Source organism: Kitasatospora sp. NPDC096147, assembly GCF_044763225.1.
Lineage (GTDB): Bacteria > Actinomycetota > Actinomycetes > Streptomycetales > Streptomycetaceae > Kitasatospora.
Genome location: NZ_JBIWFX010000012.1, coordinates 140,093 through 162,694 on the forward strand (window position 1 = coordinate 140,093; position 22,602 = coordinate 162,694).

19 protein-coding genes are annotated in these 22,602 nt (G+C 73.8%); 7 read left to right on the top strand and 12 right to left on the bottom strand.

Annotation, left to right across the window (positions count from 1 at the left end; all coding sequences use genetic code 11):
* Window positions 1-123: 123 nt before the first annotated feature.
* The 3 genes from ACIRBX_RS29885 to ACIRBX_RS29895 form a co-directional block, all read right to left on the bottom strand.
* Window positions 124-1,092 (bottom strand): class I SAM-dependent methyltransferase, encoded by a 969-nt coding sequence (locus ACIRBX_RS29885; RefSeq protein ID WP_402301578.1) that lies wholly within the window; start codon window positions 1,090-1,092, stop codon window positions 124-126.
* Between the two features lie 154 nt (window positions 1,093-1,246).
* Window positions 1,247-3,103, bottom strand: coding sequence for a hypothetical protein (locus tag ACIRBX_RS29890; RefSeq protein WP_402301580.1), 1,857 nt, complete (start codon window positions 3,101-3,103; stop codon window positions 1,247-1,249).
* Between the two features lie 132 nt (window positions 3,104-3,235).
* A complete protein-coding gene (locus tag ACIRBX_RS29895) occupies window positions 3,236-3,487 on the bottom strand; it encodes a hypothetical protein (protein ID WP_402301583.1) in 252 nt (83 codons plus the stop codon).
* Between the two features lie 195 nt (window positions 3,488-3,682).
* On the opposite strand from ACIRBX_RS29895, the gene ACIRBX_RS29900 reads away from it, so the two are divergent.
* From ACIRBX_RS29900 to ACIRBX_RS29910, 3 genes are all read left to right on the top strand, one after another.
* The gene (locus ACIRBX_RS29900; protein WP_402301585.1) at window positions 3,683-4,306 is read left to right on the top strand and encodes a class I SAM-dependent methyltransferase; all 624 of its coding nucleotides are present in this window, start codon (window positions 3,683-3,685) and stop codon (window positions 4,304-4,306) included.
* Between the two features lie 129 nt (window positions 4,307-4,435).
* Window positions 4,436-7,987 carry a CDP-glycerol glycerophosphotransferase family protein gene (locus ACIRBX_RS29905; RefSeq protein WP_402301587.1) on the top strand — a complete coding sequence of 1,184 codons (3,552 nt, stop codon included), beginning with the start codon at window positions 4,436-4,438 and terminating at the stop codon, window positions 7,985-7,987.
* Window positions 7,988-8,221: 234 nt separating this feature from the next.
* A complete protein-coding gene (locus ACIRBX_RS29910) occupies window positions 8,222-10,720 on the top strand; it encodes a CDP-glycerol glycerophosphotransferase family protein (protein WP_402301589.1) in 2,499 nt (832 codons plus the stop codon).
* A 72-nt stretch (window positions 10,721-10,792) separates the two neighbouring features.
* Here the strand turns inward: ACIRBX_RS29910 and ACIRBX_RS29915 are convergent, their stop codons facing one another.
* From ACIRBX_RS29915 to ACIRBX_RS29940, 6 genes are all read right to left on the bottom strand, one after another.
* The gene (locus tag ACIRBX_RS29915) at window positions 10,793-11,365 is read right to left on the bottom strand and encodes a 2'-5' RNA ligase family protein (protein ID WP_402301591.1); all 573 of its coding nucleotides are present in this window, start codon (window positions 11,363-11,365) and stop codon (window positions 10,793-10,795) included.
* 14 nt (window positions 11,366-11,379) lie between these two features.
* Complete coding sequence (gene trpS, locus ACIRBX_RS29920) at window positions 11,380-12,417, bottom strand: tryptophan--tRNA ligase (protein WP_402301594.1); 1,038 nt, start codon at window positions 12,415-12,417, stop codon at window positions 11,380-11,382.
* 30 nt (window positions 12,418-12,447) lie between these two features.
* Window positions 12,448-13,338 carry a hemolysin family protein gene (locus ACIRBX_RS29925; protein WP_402301596.1) on the bottom strand — a complete coding sequence of 297 codons (891 nt, stop codon included), beginning with the start codon at window positions 13,336-13,338 and terminating at the stop codon, window positions 12,448-12,450.
* 76 nt (window positions 13,339-13,414) lie between these two features.
* On the bottom strand, window positions 13,415-14,404 hold the full coding sequence (locus ACIRBX_RS29930) for a malate dehydrogenase (RefSeq protein WP_402301598.1): 990 nt from the start codon (window positions 14,402-14,404) through the stop codon (window positions 13,415-13,417).
* 215 nt (window positions 14,405-14,619) lie between these two features.
* Entirely contained in the window at window positions 14,620-15,021 is a 402-nt protein-coding gene (locus tag ACIRBX_RS29935; RefSeq protein WP_402301600.1) for a DUF3017 domain-containing protein, read from the bottom strand.
* A 14-nt stretch (window positions 15,022-15,035) separates the two neighbouring features.
* Window positions 15,036-15,893 (bottom strand): bifunctional methylenetetrahydrofolate dehydrogenase/methenyltetrahydrofolate cyclohydrolase, encoded by an 858-nt coding sequence (locus tag ACIRBX_RS29940; protein WP_402301602.1) that lies wholly within the window; start codon window positions 15,891-15,893, stop codon window positions 15,036-15,038.
* Between the two features lie 153 nt (window positions 15,894-16,046).
* Here ACIRBX_RS29940 and ACIRBX_RS29945 point away from each other — a divergent pair, with 153 nt between their 5' ends.
* From ACIRBX_RS29945 to ACIRBX_RS29955, 3 genes are all read left to right on the top strand, one after another.
* Complete coding sequence (locus ACIRBX_RS29945) at window positions 16,047-16,418, top strand: DUF4190 domain-containing protein (RefSeq protein WP_402301604.1); 372 nt, start codon at window positions 16,047-16,049, stop codon at window positions 16,416-16,418.
* A gap of 8 nt (window positions 16,419-16,426) precedes the next feature.
* Window positions 16,427-16,828, top strand: coding sequence for a DUF2752 domain-containing protein (locus tag ACIRBX_RS29950; RefSeq protein WP_402301606.1), 402 nt, complete (start codon window positions 16,427-16,429; stop codon window positions 16,826-16,828).
* A gap of 145 nt (window positions 16,829-16,973) precedes the next feature.
* Window positions 16,974-17,615 carry an RDD family protein gene (locus ACIRBX_RS29955; protein WP_402301608.1) on the top strand — a complete coding sequence of 214 codons (642 nt, stop codon included), beginning with the start codon at window positions 16,974-16,976 and terminating at the stop codon, window positions 17,613-17,615.
* 89 nt (window positions 17,616-17,704) lie between these two features.
* On the opposite strand, the gene purH is transcribed toward ACIRBX_RS29955, so the two are convergent.
* Window positions 17,705-19,285 (bottom strand): bifunctional phosphoribosylaminoimidazolecarboxamide formyltransferase/IMP cyclohydrolase, encoded by a 1,581-nt coding sequence (gene purH, locus ACIRBX_RS29960; protein ID WP_402301610.1) that lies wholly within the window; start codon window positions 19,283-19,285, stop codon window positions 17,705-17,707.
* A complete protein-coding gene (gene purN / locus ACIRBX_RS29965) occupies window positions 19,282-19,884 on the bottom strand; it encodes a phosphoribosylglycinamide formyltransferase (protein WP_402301727.1) in 603 nt (200 codons plus the stop codon). Before purN ends, purH begins: the two co-directional genes overlap by 4 nt.
* A 405-nt stretch (window positions 19,885-20,289) precedes the next feature.
* On the opposite strand from purN, the gene ACIRBX_RS29970 reads away from it, so the two are divergent.
* Window positions 20,290-20,946, top strand: a complete 657-nt coding sequence (locus ACIRBX_RS29970; protein WP_402301613.1) for a hypothetical protein — start codon at window positions 20,290-20,292, stop codon at window positions 20,944-20,946.
* Between the two features lie 29 nt (window positions 20,947-20,975).
* On the opposite strand, the gene ACIRBX_RS29975 is transcribed toward ACIRBX_RS29970, so the two are convergent.
* Window positions 20,976-22,307 carry a DUF6350 family protein gene (locus ACIRBX_RS29975; RefSeq protein WP_402301615.1) on the bottom strand — a complete coding sequence of 444 codons (1,332 nt, stop codon included), beginning with the start codon at window positions 22,305-22,307 and terminating at the stop codon, window positions 20,976-20,978.
* Window positions 22,308-22,602 lie beyond the last annotated feature (295 nt).

Genomic DNA, 22,602 nt, shown 5'->3' on the forward strand with positions numbered 1-22,602 from the left:
CCGGCCCGTCCGGGCCGGTCCGCTCCTGTATACCGGCCGCCGGGCCGTTCCGGTCGGAAACGCTCCGGTCACGGGCGCACCGGCGGGTCGCCGCGCACCTGGGCCCTGCCGGCTGACGCCGGGTCAGCTCCGGCGCCGGGCCCGGCGGACGGCCGCCGTCACCACCGGCGGCAGCAGGTCGGCCACCACCCGGCGGGCCACCGCCGAAGGGCGGCGAGCGGCAGCGGCCCGGACCCGGCGGGCGGCCAGCTCCTGGGCGGCCCGCAGCGCCTCGGCGGCGGCGGCCTCGGCAGCGGCCGCCGCGGCCTCGACCGCCGGGTCGACCGGCGGCGGCGCGTTCCGGGGCAGCGGGAAGGAGGGCAGCGCGGTGGGCTTGCCGTCCAGCCGGAGCACCCGGTGGCCACCGATGGTGTCCACGTTCAGCCAGCAGCCCTCGGCCCCGCCGCCGACCGCCAGCAGTTCCTCCTGGAGCGCGGTCGGGTCGCCCCAGGTGCCGTAGAACTTGCACTCCGTCAGCAGCACCGGCCGCAGCCCGTGGTTGAAGACCGCCTCCCAGATCGCCGCGCCGACGCCGGGACAGTGCTCGGAGCGGTAGTCGTCGAGCACCAGCAGGCCCTCGGGGGCGAGCGCGGCCCTGGCCACCTGGATGTCGCCGGCCACGTGCTCGTACAGGTGCGAGGCGTCCACGTGCACGAAGCGGCAGCTGCCGGCCGGGATGCGCCCGTCGGCCAGCACCGAGGTCGGCGCCTGCACCACTTCGGGCAGCTCGTCGTGGAAGGCCAGGTAGTTGACCTCGAACGCGTCCCGGGTGAGCGTCCGACGGTAGGACATCACCATCTCGGCCGAGTTGGAGTCGTCCGGGGCGTCCGAGTCGAACAGGTCGCAGACCGTGAACTTCTCCCCCGCCCGGAGGTGACGGCCCATCACGATGGCGCTGCGACCGAGGTAGGCGCCCAGCTCCAGCAGGTCGCCGCGCAGCCCGGTGCGCTCCTGCCGGTCCAGGAACCATTCGAAGGAGTGCCGGTCCACCTCCCAGAACCAGCCGGGTACGTCGGCCAGCCGGCCCGGCTCGGTGGGGGTCACGGTGCTCATCGGGGTACTCCTCACGCCACGGTGGTCGACCGCCGCGGGCGGCCCGACCGGAGCAACGACCCGGGTCCGTCCGGGTGACCCTCCCCGTCGGGTGACCCGGCGGGTGCAGGGTTGACCGGCCCCACCCGTTCGGGTCGGGCCGGTCGGCGCGGGCTCAGTCCCGGGGTCGCTGGTCCCAGGGGGCCCTGGCCCCGCAGACCGCCTCCCACCGCTCGCCCGGCACGTTCCCGCACCAGATCAGGACGTCCTTGCTGTCCTGCGGCCTCCCGTAGCCGTGCGGGGGCGCACAGGTGTGGCCGGGGGCGTACAGCGGGCAGCTGCCGTCACCCCGGGCCAGCGTGTGGGCGCGCCAGGCGTCCACGCCCATGGTGATCAGCTTCGGGTCGGCGGGCATGTAGCGGTTGGCCGACCAGGAGCCGGCCAGCGCGCCGAACACCGCCAGGCCGCAGAGCGAGCCGGCCGCCAGCCGCCGGCCCAGCCGCTGCGGCGGCCTCGCCTCCTGACGGTCGGTCAGCCGGTGCCAGACCCGGGCCGCGCCGCCGGAGAGCAGCATCCCGGCCAGCACGGTCAGGGCGATCAGGGAGTAGAGGATCAGCCAGGTGGTGCGCGGGTAGAGCATCACCGCCTGGTCCCGCTCCATGTGCCCGGCGAACCAGAACCGCAGCAGCCAGGCGCTGATCAGGCAGGCCAGCGCGGCCAGCACCGGCGGGCGGCGCAGGCCGAGTGCCAGGGCCAGGGCCAGCCCGGCCAGCAGTACCAGGGTGAAGAGCGACTGCCCGGCCAGGTCTCCGGTGGGCGGCCAGACCGCCCAGTCGGCCAGGCCGGGACGGTCGTACCGCCAGCCCACCACGTAGGCCGGATCCACGTAGACGTCGAAGTAGGCGTAGCGGTCCACCGTGCTGGCCCCCTTGCGGAGCATCCGCAGCAGCGAGGGCGAGGCGACCACCGCAGCGGTCAGCGCGGTCGCGCCGAGCAGCGCGCCCGCCCGGCCGATCGCGCCGCCGCCGCGCCGCCAGGGCACCACCGCGGCGACCGCGAGCACCGCGCCGGGGGCGGCCCAGACGAACCAGCCGGAGTAGGTGAGGAAGAGGAGGCCGAACAGCGCCCCGAGCACCGCCCCGCGCAGCAGCAGCGAGGGGACCGACCGGCCGGCGCAGCGGGACAGCTCGGCCAGCAGCCGGCCCAGCAGCGGGAGCAGCACCACCATCACCAGATGGCTGTAGGGGCGGATCGGGTCGAGGAAGAACAGTGCGGCGGGCAGCGCCACGGCCAGCGCCCAGACCGGGCGGAGCAGGCTGCGCCAGGCCAGGTAGCAGAGCGGGCCGAAGGCCGCGCTGAGCAGCAGTTGGAGGTCCTTCAGGGCGAAGCCGACGTGATCGTCCCTCAGGTACTTCGTCCAGCCGGCCAGCAGCACGATGAAGCCCGGCGGGTAGAGGTCGGGCAACCCCTCGCCGTTCAGCAGCGACCAGGCGTAGCCCTGGAGGGTGGCCGGGTCCCCGTCCTGGCCGCCGAGGCCCCAGGGGGTGCCGCGCAGGGCGACGGCGATGCCGCCGGCCACGATGCCGGTGCCGAGCCCGGCCACCGCGGCGCAGCCGAAGCGGAGCGCCAGCCGGTACCGGTGCGGGGCGGCCCGGTGCGCGGCGTACAGCACCAGGGCGAGCAGCGGGAGGGCCACCAGGGCAGCCCGGAGCTGGAGTTGGGCCAGGCCGCTGACCTGGCCGATCCGGACCAGCGGGTCGACCCGGATGTTCCGGGCCCAGAGCATGAAGCCGATCGCGACGGCGAGCGAGAGGCCCGCCTCGGCGGTGGTGAGCAGCAGGGCACGGGCGTGGGGACGGCGGGTCGGCCCGGGCGGGTCGACGGGTGGGGGCTCGGCCGGTGGGGCCTCGGCCGGTGGGTCCGCGACCTCGGTGGTGAGCAGCAGGGTGCGGGGACGGCGCTCTGGCCCGGACGGGTCGACGGGTCGGGCCTCGGCCGGTGGGTCGGCGGCCTCGGTGGTGACGTCCGACATGGGTGCTTCGCTTCCGGTGGTGGTGGACCGGAGCACGGCGTCCGGGGGCGCGGAGCGCGGCGTCCGGGGCGTCCCTCCGGTTACTGCACCCGGCGCAACGACCGCACGACCCGCAGGTCACGCCGGTCCGTCCTACAGGGCGTCAACCCCCGTACGGCTGACCGGCGCCGGGGTGAATCCCGGCCACCGCCCGGTTGACCACCGCTCCGGAAGCGGGCGGCGGACGCGGGTGGCGGCCCGGACGGCCTGGTGGGCGAGGTGATGTCCGCCGCCGAGCAGCCCGGTGCGTACGCCCTCGGCCCGGTCCGGCAGCTCCCCGCTGCCGTCCGACGAGCAGTCGTCCACCGCGATCGGCTCGAAGTCCCGGAAGGACCGGGAAAGCACCGGGATGATCATGCCGGAACGGGGGTACGGGGAGCTCACTCTCGAAGGGGTGCCGTCTCACCCCAAGGCCATTCCTTCGGGTGACACAGGGGTTCCGCCCCGGGGCGGCACCCCCTAGCCTCCCTCCCTGACTCCCCGTCAGGAGCACCGCCCGTCCGAAGCACCGCCCGCCCGAAGCACCCGAGAGGCTCCGCCATGCCCGAGACCCGCGACCCCTCACCCGACGGCGCGGCCACCGCCGACCCCTCGTACACCGAGCGGCTGGTGACGCTGGAGCAGTCCGGCCTCAAGCGGCTGCTGCCGACCCAGGCCCCGTACCGCTGGAACCTGCGGCGGCTGCGGCTGGGCCGGGTGCTGGACGTCGGCTGCGGGGTCGGCCGCAACCTGCAGAACTGCGGGCCGGACAGCGTCGGGGTGGACCACAACGCGACCTCGGTGGCCACCGCCCGGGCCCGGGGGCTGACCGCCTACACCGCGGACGAGTTCGCCGCCGATCCGGAGCTGGGCCGACCGGGTGCGTTCGACAGCATGCTGGTCGCGCACGTGCTCGAGCACCTGGACGCGGAGACCTGCGAGCAGCTGCTGAGGGGCTACCTGCCGAGCGTCCGCCCGGGCGGCAAGGTGGTGCTGATCACCCCCCAGCCGGCCGGCTACCGCTCCGACCCGACGCACGTGCGGTTCGTGGACTTCCCGGTGCTGCGCGCCCACGCCGAGGGGGCCGGGCTGCGGGTGGAGCGCAGCTTCTCGTTCCCGCTGCCGGAGCCCGCAGGGAAGGTCTTCAAGTACAACGAGTACGTCCTGGTGGGCATCGTGCCCTGAGGGGTGCGACGCAGCGGGGGGGCTGCCCCGGTCTGACGGTAGGATCGCCGCGTAGCGGTGTGCCCGGACCGTGCCCAAGGCCGGGATGCCAGCTGCTCGCACTCATCCGATGAAAGGCCCGCGCAGCTGATGGCCCCCCGTCTCTCCGTCGTCGTCCCGATCTACAACGTCGAGCGCTACCTCGAGGAGTGCCTGGACTCCATCGCAGCCCAGACCTTCACCGACTTCGAGTGCGTGATGGTCGACGACGGCTCCAAGGACGGCAGCGCCGCGATCGCGGACGCCTACGCCGCCAAGGACTCCCGCTTCCGCCTGGTCCGCCAGGAGAACAAGGGCCTCGGCGCGGCCCGGAACACCGGCTACCGCCACATCCACCCGGACGGCGAGTTCCTGAACTTCGTCGACAGCGACGACACCCTGCCGCCCAGCGCCTACGAGCTGATGATCGGCACGCTGGACGAGACCGGCTCGGACTTCGCCACCGGCAACGTGCTGCGCTTCCGCGCGGTGGGCTACTACCAGTCCGGCGGGCACAGCAAGCCGTTCCGGGAGACCAGGCTCAAGACCCACATCACCGAGATCCCGTCGCTGGTCACCGACCGCACGGCGTGGAACAAGGTCTACCGCCGCACCTTCTTCGACCAGGCCGGCATCCTCTACCCCGAGGGCATCCTCTACGAGGACGCCCCGGTCAGCGTGCCGCACCACTACCTGGCCAAGAGCGTCGACGTGATCTCCGAGCCGATCTACCACTGGCGCGAGCGCGAGGTCGGCGAGATGTCGATCACCCAGATGCGCTTCAACCCCAAGGGCCTGATCGACCGGGTGAAGTCGATGGAGCTGGTCCGCGCCTGGCTGCAGGCCCGGCCGGAGCCGGTCTTCCAGGAGTACCTGCTCTCCTACGACGAGAACAACCTCGTCGAGGAGATCCCGATGTTCTTCTGGTCGGTGCTGGACGGCGACGAGCCGTACCGCGAGGCCTACCAGGTGCACGTCTCCCGGCTGCTGCGGGCGATCGGCCCGGCCCAGGTCCGCAAGCTACGCGCGCCGCTGCGGCTGAAGTACCACCTGACGGTGGCGAACCGGATGTCCGAGTTCCTCGACCAGATGGAGTTCGAGAAGGACAGCAACGGCGCCGCCCCGGCCCGCGGCCTGCTCCGCCCGTACGCCGACTACCCGTTCCTGCGCGGCGGGCGCAAGAGCGTGCCCGCCGACGTGCTGCGGCTGGACAACGCGCTGGTGATGCGCACCCGGCTGTACGAGACCGCCTGGGAGGGCGGGCGCTTCCGGCTGACCGGCCACGCCTTCCCCGAGCACCTCGGTGCCGAGGGCCGGCACGACATGGTCAAGATGCTGGTGCTGCGGGAGGCCAAGGGCCGCCGGGTGCTGGCCGTGCCGACCAAGACGATGTACAGCCCGGAGGCCACCGCCTCCTCCTGGCACGACCTGTACAACTGCGACTGGGCCGGCTTCACCGCCGCCATCGACCCCAAGCGCCTCAAGCACCGGGGCCAGTGGAAGCCGGGTCACTGGCGGGTGCTGATCGCCGGGGCCGGCAAGGGCGGCGTCTACAAGGGCCGGATCTCCGGCGGCTGGGCGGACACCGCCGAGTTCCCGGCCTCGCACTGGGTCGAGCAGGACGTCCGGATCGTGCCGTGGATGAACGACGGCCACCTCTACCTGAAGGTGGAGAAGGTCCGCGCCCGGGTCCTGACGGTCAGTGAGGAGGACGGCACCGTGACGGTGACCGGCCGGATCACGGCCGGGCCGGACCTGTCGCGGGCCCGGCTGCAGCTGGTCCACCAGGAGTCGGACCGCGAGCTGTACCGCCCGCTGGAGCTCTCCGCCCCGGTGGACGGCCAGGTCGGGTTCAGCACCAGCTTCACGCTGGCCGAGCTGACCGGGGTCCGGCTGGCCTGGAACGAGCTGGACCCGACCGCCGAGGAGCGGCTGCGGGACCACTGGAGCTGCAACATCCACTTCGGCGAGAAGCTGCTGGAGCCGCTGGTGGTCGACGACCGCCGCCCGTTCGAGCACCTGGAGCACGCCTTCGACGAGGGTGTCCGGGCCTTCCACTCCAAGACCTCGCCCGTCAACCACCTGCAGTTCGCCGACCAGATCCTGCAGCCGACGGTGGACGGCATCGAGGTGGCCCGCGAGTCCGAGGGCTTCCTGCTCAGCGGCCGGCTGCCGCTCGGCGGCACCCACCCGTACGAGCTGGTGCTCCGGCACGGCTGGCTGGAGGAGGAGCACAGCTACCCGGTCGAGATCGCCGACGGCCGCTTCCGGGCCACCCTGCCGGCCGTGCCGACCGCCTCCTACTCGGGGAACGTCCCGCTGCACAAGGGCACCTGGGAGGTCTTCTTCCGCCCGGTCGGCGCCGCCCCCCGCCCCTCCTGGCCCAGCGTCATACTGGCCCAGGAGTGCCACGGCTCGCTGCCCCTGGAGATCGACGCCCGGGGCCGCCTGGTCGCGCTGGAGCGGCGCGGCTACGACCACCTGTCGCTGGAGGCGCACTCCGACCTGCTGCCGGAGGAGCGCAGCGGCTACCGCCAGCGGCAGCAGCGCACCGCCTTCCCGCACCGGCAGCTCGCGCCGCTGACCGACACCGTGCTCTACAACACCGGCTACGGCGGCCGGTACACCGACTCGCCCCGGGCGATCCACGAGGAGCTGGTCCGCCGGGGCACCCCGCTGCGCCACCTGTGGAGCGACGAGGACCTGCAGGCCGACCTGCCGTCCTCGGTCGAGCCGATCCGCCAGTGGAGCCCGGAGTGGTTCGAGGCGCTGGCCACCGCGAAGTACATCGTGACCAGCACCCACCTGCCCGACTTCTTCGTCCGCCGCCCCGGCCAGGTGGTGCTGCAGACCTGGTACGGCTCCCCGCTCAAGCGGATCGGCCACGACTTCGAGAAGGTCTGGTTCATCGACGCCGGCTACCTCAAGGAGATGGACCGCGACGTCGCGAACTGGAGCATGCTGGTCTCGCCGAACACCTTCTCCACCGCGGTGATGCGCCGGGCATTCCGCTTCCAGGGCCCGATCCTGGAGACCGGCTACCCGCGCAACGACGTGCTGCTGGCCCCCGACCGGGAGAAGACCGCCGAGCGGATCCGCGAGCGGCTGGGCCTGCCCGAGGGCAAGAAGGTGGTGCTCTACGCGCCCACCTTCCGCGAGGACCGGCGCCGGCCGAACGGCGGCTACCAGCCCGACCTGCGGATCGACCTGGCGGCGGCCCGGGCCGCGCTCGGCGAGGACCAGGTGCTCCTGGTCCGCACCCACCCGCTGATGTGCGGTCAGATCGCGGAGGCCGGCGACGGCTACGTCTGGGACGTCTCCAGCTACCCGGACACCGCCGACCTGCTGCTGATCGCCGACGTGCTGGTGACGGACTACAACTCGGCCCTGATGGACTTCGTCAACACCGGGCGCCCGGTCCTGCTCTTCACCCACGACCTGGAGCACTACCGGGACAACCTGCGCGGTTTCAGCTTCGACTACGAGGCCGACGCCCCCGGGCCGCTGCTGGCGACCTCCGAGGCGCTGGTCGAGGCGCTCGGGCGGGTGGACGCGGTGGCCGCCGAGTACGCGGACGCCTACGCCTCGTTCAAGCAGAAGTACTGCGACCTCGACGACGGCCGGGCCGCCGCCAAGGTGGTGGACGCGCTGCTCAAGGGCTGACGCCCGCTCCGTTCGAACCGGCTTCCGGATGTCCCCGGAAGCCGGTTCGAACGATCGCCGGGGCGCCGCACTGCCAGCCTTCTCCCAGCTGGAGCCGGTTGACCCGGATCTTCCCGCAGTGTGGGATGGCACCAGTGGTTGGTGTCAGAGTCGTCGCCGGTTAACCCCGGCTTCCCCCGCGGCTCGCCCGGCCACCGGCCACCGCCATGGCCGACGGTTCCGGAAGGCTCCCCCGTGCCCGCACTCCGCGCAGACCGCGTCACCGCTCCCCGCCGCCCCGAGCCCGAGGCTGCCCACCCGGCCGTGCCGCCGGAGTACGGACTGCGCTCGGCCCGCTGGACCGGCGGCCGGCTGGAGCTGACCTGCTCCGCCCACCCCGTGGACCGGGACACCGCGCGGCACCTGGCCGCACTCACCGTGCTGCGGCTCACCAGGGACGGCCAGGAGCCGGTCAAGCTGAGGACCCGTCAGCTGTCCTGCCCGGAGGTCACCGAGGAGAGCGGCTCCTCGGACTTCAACCACGACTGGGCCGCCTTCACCGCCGAGCTCGACCCCGAGCGGCTGCGCGATCCGGACGGCGGCTGGCCGGATGCCGAGTGGCTGGTCGAGGTGGTGCTGCCGGTCTCGCTCGGCCTGACCGGGCTGCGCCGCGAGCACGGCTCGCCCGGACCGCACTGGTGCGGCTCCGGCGAGTACCCGCCGGCGCACTGGGTGGACCGCGACGTCCGGCTGCTGACGCACTTCACCGAGCACGGGCTGACCGTCAAGCTGCACCGGGTGTGGAGCCGGCTGACCGGCCTGCGCGCGGTCGACGGCGGCCTGGAGCTGACCGGCTGGGCGCACGACGTGCCGGCCGGCACGGTCTACCGGCTGCGCCACCGGCAGGGCGGCGGCGAGAGCCGGCACCCGGTGGTGCCGGACGGTCAGGAGTTCACCGTCCGGCTGCCGTTCGAGGCCTTCGACCCCGGCACCGAGGCGGCCGACACCGAGCACTGGGACGGCGAGCTGCTCCGCCCGGACGGCTCCACCGAACGCCCGGTGCTGGACGACCGCGCGGTGCCCGGCGGCCTGCTGCTCGCCCACCCCGGCGGTGGCTCCCTGACGGTCAAGCAGCTGGCCGACGGCTACCCCCAGTTCTGTCTCCAGCCGGGCGCGGTGCTGGTCGACACGGTGCACACCGAGGGCGACGGCTTCCGGCTGGCGGTCCGCACCGTGCTGCCCGGCGACGGCCCGCTGGAGCTGGTGCTGCGGCACGCCAACGGCACCGGCGAGGTCCGCACCGCGCAGCCGCGCGGCGGCGAGCTGACCGTGCCCGCCACCGTGACCGGCTCGGACGGCACCCGGCTGCCGCTGCGGCGCGGCATCTGGGAGCTGCGGCTCCGGCCGGCCGGCGACCCGGCCGCCGAGCGACCGCTCCAGCTCACCGGCCCGGCGCTGGCCGCGCTGCCGACCGAGGTCCGGCTCGGCCCGGCGGACGGCTTCCCGGCCGGCGGCGACAAGCGGGTGCGGCTGCAGAGCCGCTGGCACGACACCCTGCTGCTGGACTCCACCCCGGTGCTCTCCGCCGCCGAGCGCAGCCCGTACGCCCAGCACCGGCTGCTCACTGCGGCCTACCCCGCGGCCCGCCGCCGCCCGCTCCGCGAGGCGGTGCTGTACGACGTCTTCGGCGGCCGGGGCTACGCCGACTCACCGCGCGCGGTGCACGCCGAACTCGCCCGCCGGGGGCTGCCGTTGGAGCACCTGTGGGTGGTCGACGACGCCCGTGCCACGGTGCCCGCCGGAGTCCGCCCGGTGCGCTCCCACAGCCCCGAGTGGTACGAGGCGCTGGCCACCTCCCGCTACCTGGTGGGCAACACGCACTTCCCGCCGTTCCTGGAGCGCCGGCCCGGCCAGGTGGTGCTGCAGACCTGGCACGGCTCGCTGCTCAAGCGGATCGCCCACGACGTGGAGAACCCGTGGCTGGCCGACGCCGGCTACCTCACCGCGCTGGACCGCGAGGTGCCGCAGTGGAGCCTGCTGGTCTCCCCCAGCGCCTTCGCCACCCCGATCCTGCGCCGGGCCTTCCGCTACGACGGCGAGCTGCTGGAGAGCGGCTACCCGCGCAACGACGTGCTGGCGGCCGGCGCCGACCCGGCCGCCGTCCGGCGCCGCCTCGGCATCCCGGACGGCAAGCGGGTGGTGCTCTACGCACCGACCTGGCGGGAGGACCAGCAGCGGGCCAACGGCGACGGCTTCCACCTCGGCCTGCGGCTGGACCCGGACGCCGCCCGGGCCGCGCTCGGCGAGGACCACGTGCTGCTGGTGCGCCCGCACGCGCACGTGCTGGAGCCGCTGCCCGGGGCCGGGGACGGCTTCCTGTACGACGTCGGCGACTACCCCGACCCGCAGGACCTGCTGCTGGCCGCCGACGTGCTGGTGACGGACTACTCCTCGATCATGTTCGACTTCGCCGTCACCGGCCGCCCGATGGTCTTCTTCACCTACGACCTGGAGCACTACCGGGACACCCTGCGCGGCTTCTACTTCGACCTGGAGCGCGAGGCCCCCGGGCCGCTGCTGCCCACCTCGGAGCAGGTGGTCGCGGAGCTGCGGGCGCTGGCCGACGGCCGGGGGCCGACGGAGCGTCAGACGCAGGCGTACGAGCGCTTCCGGGCGGTGCACTGCGGGCTGGACGACGGCGGGGCGGCGGCCCGGGTGGCGGACCGGATGCTGGAGCTGGGCGCCGGGGGCTGACGGGCACCCGGCCGGGGGGCGACGCGCGCACGGTCGGGGGGCGACGCGCGCACGGCCGGGGCTGACGGGCGCTCAGCCGGTGGCCGCGCCGGTGCCGAAGGCGTAGCTGCGCCAGGGGCGCCAGACCTCGTCCGCGCCGAAGCGGGAGATCGAGAAGCCCGTCACCGCGAACCGGGCGTGGAACGAGCGGACCTTGGCCTGCGCCTCGTCCAGCCCGTCCTCGGCCAGCCCGTGCGCGACCGTGACGTGCGGGTGGTACGGGAAGGCCAGCTCCCGGGCGAGCGGCCCGGACCGGACGGCGGCCTCCAGGCCCCGGCACTCCTGGGCGCCCTCCTCGACCTTCACGAAGACCACCGGCGAGACCGGCCGGAACGAGCCGCTGCCCTGCAGCAGCATCCGGAACGGCGCGTACCCGGCGGCCACCCGGTGCAGGTGGTCCTCCACCTCGGCCAGCCGGTCGACGGCTATCGGGGTCGGCGGCAGCAGGGTGACGTGGGTGGGTATCGAGCGGGCGGCCGGGTCGCCGAGGGCGGCCCGGGCGTCCTGGATCGCGGTGCCGTAGGGCTCCGGGACGTGGACGGCCACGCCGATGGTGACGAGCTCCTCGGGGAGGCCGTCACCACCGGACGTGGTCTGGGTGTCCATCAGCTGGTCGTCCGTCAGCGCTTCGGGGCCAGGAAGCCGATGCGGTCGTAGACGGTGGCCAGGGTCGCGGAGGCCACCTCGCGGGCCTTCTCGGCCCCCAGGCCGAGCACCCGGTCCAGCTCGGCCGGGTCGTCCAGGTAGGTCCGGGTGCGGGCCTGCAGCGGGGCGACCCAGTCGGCGAACAGCTCGGCCAGCTCGGTCTTGAGCGCGCCGTACATCTTGCCCTCGAAGTGGGCCACCAGCTGCTCGACGCTCTGCCCGCTGAGCGCGGAGTGGATGCGCAGCAGGTTGGAGACGCCGGCCTTGTTCTCCTCGTCGTAGGTCACCACGGTGCCGGTGTCGGTGACCGCGCTCTTGAACTTCTTGACGCTGACCTTGGGGTCGTCCAGCAGGTTCACCAGGCCCTTGGGCGAGGAGGCCGACTTGCTCATCTTGGCGGTCGGGTCCTGCAGGTCCTGGATCTTCGCCGTCTCCTTGCGGATGTACGGCTTCGGCACGGTGAAGGTCGGCGCGTACCGGGTGTTGAAGCGCTCGGCGAGGTCGCGGGTCAGCTCGATGTGCTGGCGCTGGTCCTCGCCGACCGGGACGGCGTCCGCCTGGTAGAGCAGGATGTCGGCGATCTGCAGGATCGGGTAGGTGAACAGGCCGACCGTGGTGCCCTCGGCGCCCTGCTTGGAGGACTTGTCCTTGAACTGGGTCATCCGGCTGGCCTCGCCGAAGCCGGTCAGGCAGTTCATCACCCAGCCGAGCTGCGCGTGCTCGGGCACGTGCGACTGCACGAAGAGCGTGCAGCGCTCCGGGTCGAGCCCGGCGCCGAGCAGCTGGGCCGCGGAGATCCGGGTGTTCTCGCGCAGGGTGGCCGGGTCCTGCGGCACGGTGATCGCGTGCAGGTCGACCACCATGTAGAAGGCGTCGTTCGTCTCCTGGAGGTCCACCCACTGGCGCACCGCGCCGAGGTAGTTGCCCAGGTGGAAGGAGCCCGAGGTGGGCTGGATGCCGGACAGGACCCGAGGACGGTCCTTGGCCGGACCGGTGACCGCTGCGTTGACCATGGGCGCCATTGTTCCAGCTTCACCGACCGCTCAGGAAACGTCCGCCCCACGGGCATCCGGCAGTGTGACCGCGCTCACCCTGATCCGCTCCACCCGGCGGCCGTCCAGCTTGGCCACCGCGAGCCGCAGCCCGGCCCCGGTGGCCACCTGGTCACCCGCGCTGGGCAGCTTGCCCAGCTCGCTGACCAGGTACCCGGCGACGGTCTCGTAGGGCCCCTCCGGCAGGCTGACGCCGGTCTCGGCGGCGAAGTCGGCGAGGTTGAGCCGCCCGTCCAGCTCCATCCCGCCGCCGGCCAGGCGGCGGGTGGCGGTGGTGTCCTGGGCGTCGTACTCGTCCCGGATCTCGCCGATCACCTCCTCGACCAGGTCCTCCAGGGTGACGATCCCGGCGGTGCCGCCGTACTCGTCCACCACGATGGCCAGGTGGTGCCCCTCGCGGCGCATCTCGCTCATCGCCTCCAGCACCCGCTTGGTGGCCGGGAAGAGCCGCACCGGCCGGGCCAACTCCCGGACCAGGAGCGCGTGTTCGCCGCGCGCACCGTAGAGGTCGCGGACGTGCACGAAGCCCGCAACGGCGTCGTAGGAGCCTTCGGTGACCGGGTAGCGGGAGTGCGGCGCCCGGCTGGCCTGCTCCCGCACCTCGGCGAGCGGCCGGTCGGCGTCCAGGAAGGTCACCTCGGTGCGCGGCACCATCACCTCGCTCAGCCGGCGCTCCCCGGCGGCGAACACGTCGGCGATCAACTCCCGCTCGTCGTGCCCGAGTTCGGTGCTGGCCGCGACCAGGTCGCGGAGCTCCTCGGAGCTCGGCCCCGGCTGCTCCGCGCGCAGGCCCCGGACGTAGCCGAGCAGCCGCGCGCCGGGGCGGAACAGCTCGGCGAGCAGGGCGGTCAGCGGGAGGAGGAGCAGCAGGGCGAGGGTCACGGCAGGCAGCATACGGAACGCACGGCGGCCGGGCCGCCCCCGCGAGGGGCGACCCGGCCGTCCGGGTGAGCGGGGCTCAGATCAGGCCGAGGGCCTGCACCGCGTCGCGCTCCTCGACCAGCTCGGCGACCGAGGCGTCGATCCGCTTGCGGGAGAACTCGGAGATCTCCAGGCCCTGGACGATCTCGAACTTGCCGTCCTTGGTGGTCACCGGGAAGGACGAGATGATGCCCTCCTCGACGCCGTAGGAGCCGTCGGAGACGATGCCCATCGAGGTCCAGTCGCCCTCGGCGGTGCCGTTGACCCAGGTGTGCACGTGGTCGATGGCGGCGTTGGCGGCCGAGGCGGCCGAGGAGGCGCCGCGGGCCTCGATGATGGCCGCGCCGCGCTTGGCGACGGTCGGGATGAACTCGTCGGCCAGCCACGCCTCGTCGTTCACGGCCTCGGCGGCGTTCTTGCCGTTGACCAGCGCGTGGAAGATGTCCGGGTACTGGGTGGCCGAGTGGTTGCCCCAGATGGTCAGGCGCTGGATGTCGTTGACCGTGACGCCGAGCTTCTTGGCCAGCTGGGCGACGGCCCGGTTGTGGTCCAGGCGGGTCATCGCGGTGAAGCGCTCGGCCGGCACGTCCGGGGCGTTGCGCTGGGCGATCAGGGCGTTGGTGTTGGCCGGGTTGCCGACCACCAGGACCTTGATGTCGTCGGCGGCGTGGTCGTTGATGGCCTTGCCCTGCGGGCCGAAGATGCCACCGTTGGCCTGCAGCAGGTCGCCGCGCTCCATGCCGGCGGTGCGCGGGCGGGCGCCGACCAGCAGGGCCACGTTGGCACCGTCGAAGGCGACCGACGGCTGGTCGGTGATGGTGATGTCGCGCAGCAGCGGGAACGCGCAGTCGTCGAGCTCCATCGCGGTGCCCTCGGCGGCCTTGACGCCCTGCGGGATCTCCAGCAGGCGCAGGTTGACCGGGACGTCGGCGCCGAGCAGGTGGCCCGAGGCGATGCGGAAGAGCAGCGCGTAGCCGATCTGGCCGGCCGCGCCGGTGACGGTGACGTTGACGGGGGTGCGAGTCATTTTCTGTCTACTCCAGCGATCGCCAGGGTGCCACGCCCCACCGCGCGCCCGCGCTGGAGCCGAGGACGATCTCTCGACATCGAGAGATCCGGGCGTCAGGTTATCGCAAGCCCGCTGCCGGGCGTGAGCACGGCGCTGGCTGATACGTCACAACCGGCCGGGCCGCCACGCGCCACGGCCCCCGCCGGGGCGGGGGCCGTGGGGTCCGGCGGCACTCAGCGGCGCTGGCGCCCGATGAAGTGGCCGATGTTGTCCAGCACCGAGAGCCGCAGCCAGGGGTCGGGCTGGGCGATCAGGGTGAGCAGCACGATCACGGTGCCCAGGAAGCCGAGCACGGTGACGTCGGTGAAGCGGCTGCGCACCGCCAGCATGCCCACCTCGGGCAGCACCAGCCGGAGCGCGGCACCGAGCAGCAGCGCGGCCCCGGTCAGCAGCAGTCCGTACTTGAAGTCGCCGAACCAGGTGACGCCCAGGCCGGCCACGGCCAGTCCGAGCACCAGCGTTATCGGCCACTGCCGGACCGGCAGCGGATGGCTGCGGTCCAGCGCCGCCGCCGAGCCCTCCGGCGGGAGCGTGCCCGTGGTCTTCGCCGGCCGCCGTCGCGACCGGCCCGGCATGGCCGCCACCGGGGTCAGCCGTTCGCGGCGCGCTCGGCCGCCACCACGATGTTGTTCAGCAGCATGGCGCGGGTCATCGGACCGACACCGCCCGGGTTCGGGGAGATCCAGCCGGCCACCTCGGCCACGGCGGGCTCCACGTCGCCCTGGATCTTGCCCTCGCCGTCCCGGCTGACGCCGACGTCCAGCACGGCCGCGCCGGGCTTGACGTCCTGAGCCTTGATCAGGTGACCGACGCCCGCCGCCGCGACGATGATGTCGGCCTGCTTCAGGTGCTTGGACAGGTCCCGGGTGCCGGTGTGACAGAGCGTCACGGTGGCGTTCTCCGAGCGGCGAGTCAGCAGCAGGCCGATCGAGCGACCGACGGTGACGCCGCGGCCGACCACGACCACCTCGGCGCCGTCGATCTCCACCTTGTGGCGGCGGAGCAGCTCGATGATCCCGTACGGGGTGCAGGGCAGCGGGCCGTCGATGCCCAGGGCGAGCCGGCCGAGCGAGGTCGGGTGCAGGCCGTCGGCGTCCTTGGCCGGGTCCATCAGCTCCAGCACCGGGTTCGGGTCCAGGCCCTTGGGGAGCGGGAGTTGGACGATGTAGCCGGTGCAGGACGGGTCGGCGTTGAGCTCCCTGACCACGTCCTCGACCTGCTGCTGGGTGGCGTCGGCGGGCAGCTCGCGCTGGATCGAGGCGATGCCGACCTCGGCGCAGTCGCGGTGCTTGCCGTTCACGTACCAGCGGCTGCCCGGGTCGTCGCCGACCAGCAGGGTGCCGAGGCCGGGCACGATGCCCCGCTCCTTGAGGGCCGCCACGCGGACGGCGAGTTCGGACTTGATCGCGGCCGCAGTGGCCTTGCCATCGAGAATCTGGGCAGTCATGACGCCATTCTCCCGGATCGCCGGAGGTGCCCCGGCGCGTGCCGCCCGGGTTGCGGTTGCGCCACAGTTCGGCACGGACGGTGAGCACGGCTGGACATGGCGGGCGGGCCCCGACCACGATGTGAGGACGTGACACACGGGGGGACCGTAGCAGTGAGCAATCCGTACCAGCAGCCGCCGCCCGACCCGTACGCCGGGTACGGGCAGCAGCAGCCGTACCCGGCTCCGCCGTACCCGCAGGCCCCGTACCAGCAGCCCGGGTTCACCCCGGCGCCCGAGCCCAACACGCTGGCGAAGGCCGCGCTGGCGCTGGGCTTCGCCTCGATCATCGTCTGCGTCTACGGCTCGGTGCTCGGCCTGGTCGGCGTGCCGCTGGGCATCGCCGGCCTCAACAAGGCCAGGCAGACCGGCCTCGGCCGCACCCAGGCGATCGGCGGCATCGTGCTCTCCGCGCTGGGCGTCCTGATCGGCATCGCCGTCCTGGTGCTCGCCGAGACCGCACCCGAGAGCTTCTGGCAGCAGTGACACCGCAGTTGACGACCCGCTGGGCGGGCACCGCCGGGACGCCGCGCGGGGCCGCGCTGCGGGTCGCCGTGCGCGCGGCCGGCGCGGCGGTGGCCGCGCTGGCGGTCGCGCTGGTGCACGATGCGCACGACCCCGGCGTGCTCTGCCCGCTGCGGCGCTTCACCGGCATCCCCTGCCCGGGCTGCGGCTCCACCACCGTCTTCATCGAGGCCGGCCACGGCGATCTGCTCGCCGCCCTGCTGGCCAACCCGGTGACGGTGGTGGCGGGCCTCGGCCTGCTGCTGGCACCGCTCGGTCCTGGGCGCTGGTGGTGGGCCCTGCCCAACCTCCACCGGAATGTCCTGATCGGCACCGCTTTAACTGCCTCCTGGCTCTGGCAGTTGCACCGCTACGACTTCCTGCTGCCGTGATTCCACGGCCTTCTGACGGTAACTGACCTTCGCTGCGTCACTCCGGTCCGATAATCTCCCACCCGGTCGGCACGTCAACTGCCCGTCCGTCCCGGGGTTTCCCACACCCGTCCCACACCTCACCATCCCGCCCACGGAGGCATTGATGAGCTACCCGCCGGACCCGAACAACCCGTACGGCCAGCAGCCCCCGCAGGGCTACGGCTACCCGCAGCAGGGCGCCCCGCAGGGCCAGCCCGGCTACGGCTACCCCCAGCAGCCCCCGCAGGGCCAGCCGGGCTACGGCTACCCGCAGCAGGCCCCGCAGGCCGGCTACGGCCAGCCCGGCGGCTTCCAGAACGCCGGCAACGTGCAGAACTTCTACGCGGGCTGGGGCAGCCGCGTGGTCGCCCGCATCATCGACACCCTGACGGTCGGCCTGATCCCGATGATCATCGGTTTCGCGATGCAGCCGAGCATCGAGATCGACCCGGTCACCGGCGTCGCCGAGACCAGCGGCTTCGGTGCCTACTACGCCATCAACTTCGTGCTCGGCGTGCTGGTCTGGGCCGTGCTGGCCTGGATGAAGAGCTCGATGGGCCAGTCGCTGGGCCAGAAGGCCGTCAACATCCGGATGGTCCGCGAGGCCGACGGCCAGAAGCTCAGCTTCGGTGCCGCCTTCGGCCGCGAGGCGCTGCACATCCTCGACTACGTCTGCTGCATCGGCTTCCTCTGGCCGCTGTGGGACGCGAAGAAGCAGACCTTCGCCGACAAGATCCTCGGCAGCGTGGTCGTCAAGGCGAACTGACGCCACCGCACGCAGCGGCCCCGCACACCTCACGGTGTGCGGGGCCGTTTCGCGTCACCGGCTCAGTCGGCTCGGCGGACCGGGGGCGCTCAGTGGAAGAAGTGCCGGGTCCCGGTCAGGTACATCGTCACGCCGGCCGCCTTCGCCGCCGCGACCACCTCGTCGTCGCGGACCGAACCACCGGGCTGGACCACGGCCTTGACGCCGCCGTCCAGCAGCACCTGGAGGCCGTCCGGGAACGGGAAGAACGCGTCCGAGGCGGCGTACGAGCCGCGGGCCCGCTCGCCGGCCCGCTCGACCGCGAGCTTGGCCGAGTCGACCCGGTTGACCTGGCCCATGCCGACGCCGACCGAGGCGCCGTCCTTGGCCAGCAGGATCGCGTTGGACTTGACGGCCCGGCAGGCCCGCCAGGCGAAGGCCAGGTCGGCCAGCTCGGCCTCGGAGAGCGCCTCGCCGGTGGCCAGCGTCCAGGTCGACGGGTCGTCACCGGCCGCGTCCACCCGGTCGACCTGCTGGAGCAGGGCGCCGCCGGAGATCGGCCGGACCTCGACCGCGTTCACCGGGGCGTCGGGGGCGCGCAGCACCCGGATGTTCTTCTTCCGGGCCAGCACCTCGACGGCGCCGTCCTCGTACGCCGGGGCGACGACGACCTCGGTGAAGATCTCGGCGATCTGCCCGGCCAGCTCGACGGTGACCGGCCGGTTCACCGCGATCACGCCGCCGAAGGCGGACAGCGGGTCACAGGCGTGCGCCTTGCGGTGCGCCTCGGCGACGTCCGCACCGGTGCCGATGCCGCACGGGTTGGCGTGCTTGATGATCGCGACGGCCGGCTCGGCGTGGTCGTACGCGGCCCGGCGGGCGGCGTCGGTGTCCACGTAGTTGTTGTACGACATCTCCTTGCCGTGCAGCTGCTCGGCACCGGCCAGGCCGCCCGTGCCGTCGGTGTAGAGGGCCGCCTGCTGGTGCGGGTTCTCGCCGTAGCGGAGCACGTTCTCGCGCTCGTAGGTGGCGCCGAGGAAGGCCGGGAACGCCTCGGTGTTCTCCGTGTAGCCCGCGCCCTCGAACCAGGAGGCCACCGCGACGTCGTAGGCGGCGGTGTGCGCGAACGCCGCACCGGCCAGCCGCTTGCGGGTCAGCAGGTCGAAGCCGCCGCCCTGAACCGCCGTCAGCACGTCCGCGTAGCGCGCCGGGTCGACCACCACGGCCACCGAGGGGTGGTTCTTGGCGGCGGCCCGGACCATCGACGGACCGCCGATGTCGATCTGCTCGACGCACTCGTCCGGGGTCGCGCCGGAGGCCACGGTGGCGGTGAACGGGTAGAGGTTCACCACGACCAGGTCGAAGGGCTCGATCTCCAGCTCGGCCAGCTGGGCACGGTGCGACTCCAGCCGGAGGTCGGCCAGCACGCCCGCGTGCACCCGGGGGTGCAGGGTCTTGACCCGGCCGTCCAGGCACTCCGGGAAGCCGGTCAGCTCGGAGACCTCGGTCACCGGCACGCCGGCGGCGGCGATCCGGCCGGCCGTCGAGCCGGTGGAGACGATGGTGACCCCGGCGGCGTGCAGGCCCTGGGCCAGCTCCTCCAGACCGGTCTTGTCGTACACGCTGATCAGCGCGCGGCGGATCGGGCGGACGTCCTCCGAGACGGGGGGCGTGGTGGAGCTGGCACTCATGCCGGGATCCATACCTTTCGGTCCTCGATGCGGTGACCCTCGCGGGCCAGGCGGCCCACGACGTCGACGAGCAGCTGGCGCTCGACAGTCTTGATGCGCTCGTGCAGCGCTTCCCCGCCGTCCGCGTGGTCGGTCTCCTCGACCGCGACCACACCCTGGGCGATGATCGGGCCGGTGTCCACACCGCCGTCCACCAGGTGGACGGTGCAGCCGGTCACCTTCACGCCGTACGCGAGCGCGTCGGCGACGCCGTGCGCGCCGGGGAAGGCGGGCAGCAGGGCGGGGTGGGTGTTGACGATCCGTCCGGCGAAGGCGGCCACGAACTCCGGGCCGAGGATCTTCATGAAGCCGGCGGTGACCACCAGGTCCGGCGCGTGCGCGGCCACGGCGGCGGTGAGCGCGGCGTCCCAGGCGGCCCGGTCCGGGTGGTCCTTGATCCGCTCCACGAAGGTCGGCAGGCCGGCCTTCCGCGCCCGCTCCAGGCCGGCGATCGGCTCGCGGTCCGCGCCGACGGCGACGATCTCCGCGCCGTAGGCCGGGGTCACCGCGTCGATCAGTGCCTGGAGGTTGGTGCCCGAGCCGGAGACCAGTACCACCAGCCGGGCCGGGCCCGGGCGGCGGGGCGGGAAGGTCTGCGGCGGGGCAGCGTCGTCGGGGGCGGGCTGGGCGGAAGCAGCGGCCACTGCGCGAATCTCCGTCGGTCGGGTGCCCGCTGGTACGTCCACCGTCGGTGGGGCCACTACGGGCGGCGCCTGGTCGGCCCGGGAACCTTGTCCGGGCGTCGACCGTCACCACGATAACGGCTGGTCGGAGGGCCCTTGTCACCGCCCGGCAACGCTACGCGCGTAGTTGAGACCGGGATCTCCCGGCGCCCTCGCGGCGCGCGGATCCGCCACACCCGTGTGACTCCCGCACACCCCTGCGGGATCATTGACCCCGGCCCACCCCCGGCCCGGACCGGGGCGGCCCGGCCACACCCCCACGACGAAGGATTCGGCAGACGGATGAGCAGCGGAGACGACACCGGCGAGCGCAACCCCTTCGCGCCGCCGCCGGCGGATGCCCCCGACCAGCCCTGGCAGCCCCGCACCCCGCCGGCCGGCTCCTCGGACCAGCAGGGGGACACCGACGGCGAGCGCGGCCAGGTGCCGCCGCCGCACCCCTGGAGCCCCGGCCACCGGGGCAACGGCTGGGGCACCCCGCCGCCCGCCCCGCAGCAGCCGAAGTCCGACCCCAACGACCCGGTGCAGCGCGGCTCCCGCAACGCGCTGATGGCCGGCATCGGGGGGATCTTCTGCGTGGTCCTCGGCATCCCCTACGTCGCCCTGCTGCTCGGCGCCCTGGCCGCGTACTGGGGCATCGGCGCACTGCGCGCACCCAAGCAGCGCACCGCCTCCGAGGGCCCCGCCGCCGCTGGCACCGGCACCGGCACCGGCACCGGCACCGGCCAGCAGACCGGGCGCCCGCACGCCCCGGCGGCGATCGGCGGCCTCGTCACCGGCCTCGTCACGGTGCTGGCGACGCTGGCCCTGCTCGGCACCGCCGTCTACTACCGGGACTACGTGAGCTGCCTCGACGGGGCACTGACCACCCAGGCCGCCGACAGCTGCTCCAACCTCGCCCCGGATTTCATCGTCGACCGCTACAACCCGGCCCGGTAGCCGGCCGGCGGGGTGGGTCCGGCGCCACCTCACTCCGCCCGCTCCGTCGGCTCCTCCGGCGCCCGCGCGCGGATGCCGAGCTCCGAGAGGCGGACCACCGCCGCGAGGGCGGTGCGGCGGGCAGCCGGGAGGTGACGCCCGGTCAGGGCCGGCCAGGCGTGCGCGAGCAGCGCACCGGGCAGGGTGACCACCGCCAGCTGAGCGGTGGCGGCCAAGGCGAACTGCCAGGGCACGGGCCCCAGTCGGGCCATCCGGTCCGCACCCAGCGCACCCCCGGCGGCGAAGGCCGCGACCCAGCCCAGGCCACCCACCAGCAGGGCACCGCCGAGTGCCGCCAGCCCGGTGGCCGCCGGGTGCCACCCGCCGCGCACCGCCGCCCGGCCGAGCAGCGCCGCCGGGACCACTCCGGCCAGCAGCGGGAGCAGGCAGGCCACCGGCCACCACTGCGCCGCCCCGCCCTGCGGGAGCAGGGCGAAGAGCGGGAAGTCCGGCACCGTCCCGAGCCGCGCGCCGAACGGGCCGACCACCGTCCCGGTGCCCACCGCGAAGCCGGGCCCGAGGGCGTAGGCCGTCGACCAGAGCAGCGCGTTGGGCACCAGCAGCAGACAGGCCAGGGCCAGCCCACCGACCGTCGCGGGCCCGCCGCCGTACTCGGCCGCCGACCGCCCCGCCGCCCCCAGACCCAGCAGCACCGCGCCGCCGAACACCGCCCCGCCCGCCGCGACCAGCCCCAGCGCCCCCGCCCCGGCGGCGCGCAGCACCGTACCGCCACCGCCGACCGGCCGGGCCCACCACGGCACCCGGGCCGCCCACTCCGGCGGCACCGCGCACCACGGGGGCAGCCGCACCGGCCCGTGCACCGAGCGGATGCCGACCGCCAGCGAAGCGGTCACCAGCACGGTGACCGCCAGCAGGTCGGGCAGCGGCCGGGCCCGCAGCTCGCCCTCCCCCGCACACTGCGCGACGGCGGCCAGAGCCACCGTCAGATACCCGGCGCACACAGCGATGGGAGCGCGCCGGTGCAGGCGCTCGCGCCGACCCAGGCGCTGCCCCGTCCGGACCAGCAGCACGACGGTGGCCAGGGTCGGCAGCAGCGGGGTGAGCGTCAGCGGGACGGCCGCCGGGCCCCGGCCGAGCGGGGCGCCGTGGCCGAGCAGCCAGAGCGCGGCGGCCACCCGCCCGGCCCCGGCGGCGGTGTCGTCGGCGTAGGGGGTGACCACCCAGAGCGCCAGCACCGGCACGGCCACCAGGGCCAGGGTGAGCAGCCCGGCGCGGACTCCGGCCGCCAGGTCGGCGAGGAGGGGGCGGGCTCCCAGTTCGCCCGGCAGGCCCAGGATCGGACGGCCCATCAGCTGCGTCATGGGCCTCATGCTCCCAAGATCACCCGTTGTGCCCCGTGAAGAGGCAGAGCTCCGCCGTGTCCCGGATTATCGGCTTATGTGCCTAGAGGCTGTCGCGTGGATCGGGTCGGACGGCGTGTGCCGTCGGCGTACGGAGCTCACCACCGCAGCGGCCGGAGCCCGCCCACGGCACCGGCGGCCGACCGGGAACCACCGCTCCGTGCACCGGAACCGGCCTGCGGCCCCGTACCCGGGCCCGCAGCCGCACCCGGACCCGCAGCCCCACCCGAGCACGGCCGTCGGCCCCGGCTCGGGC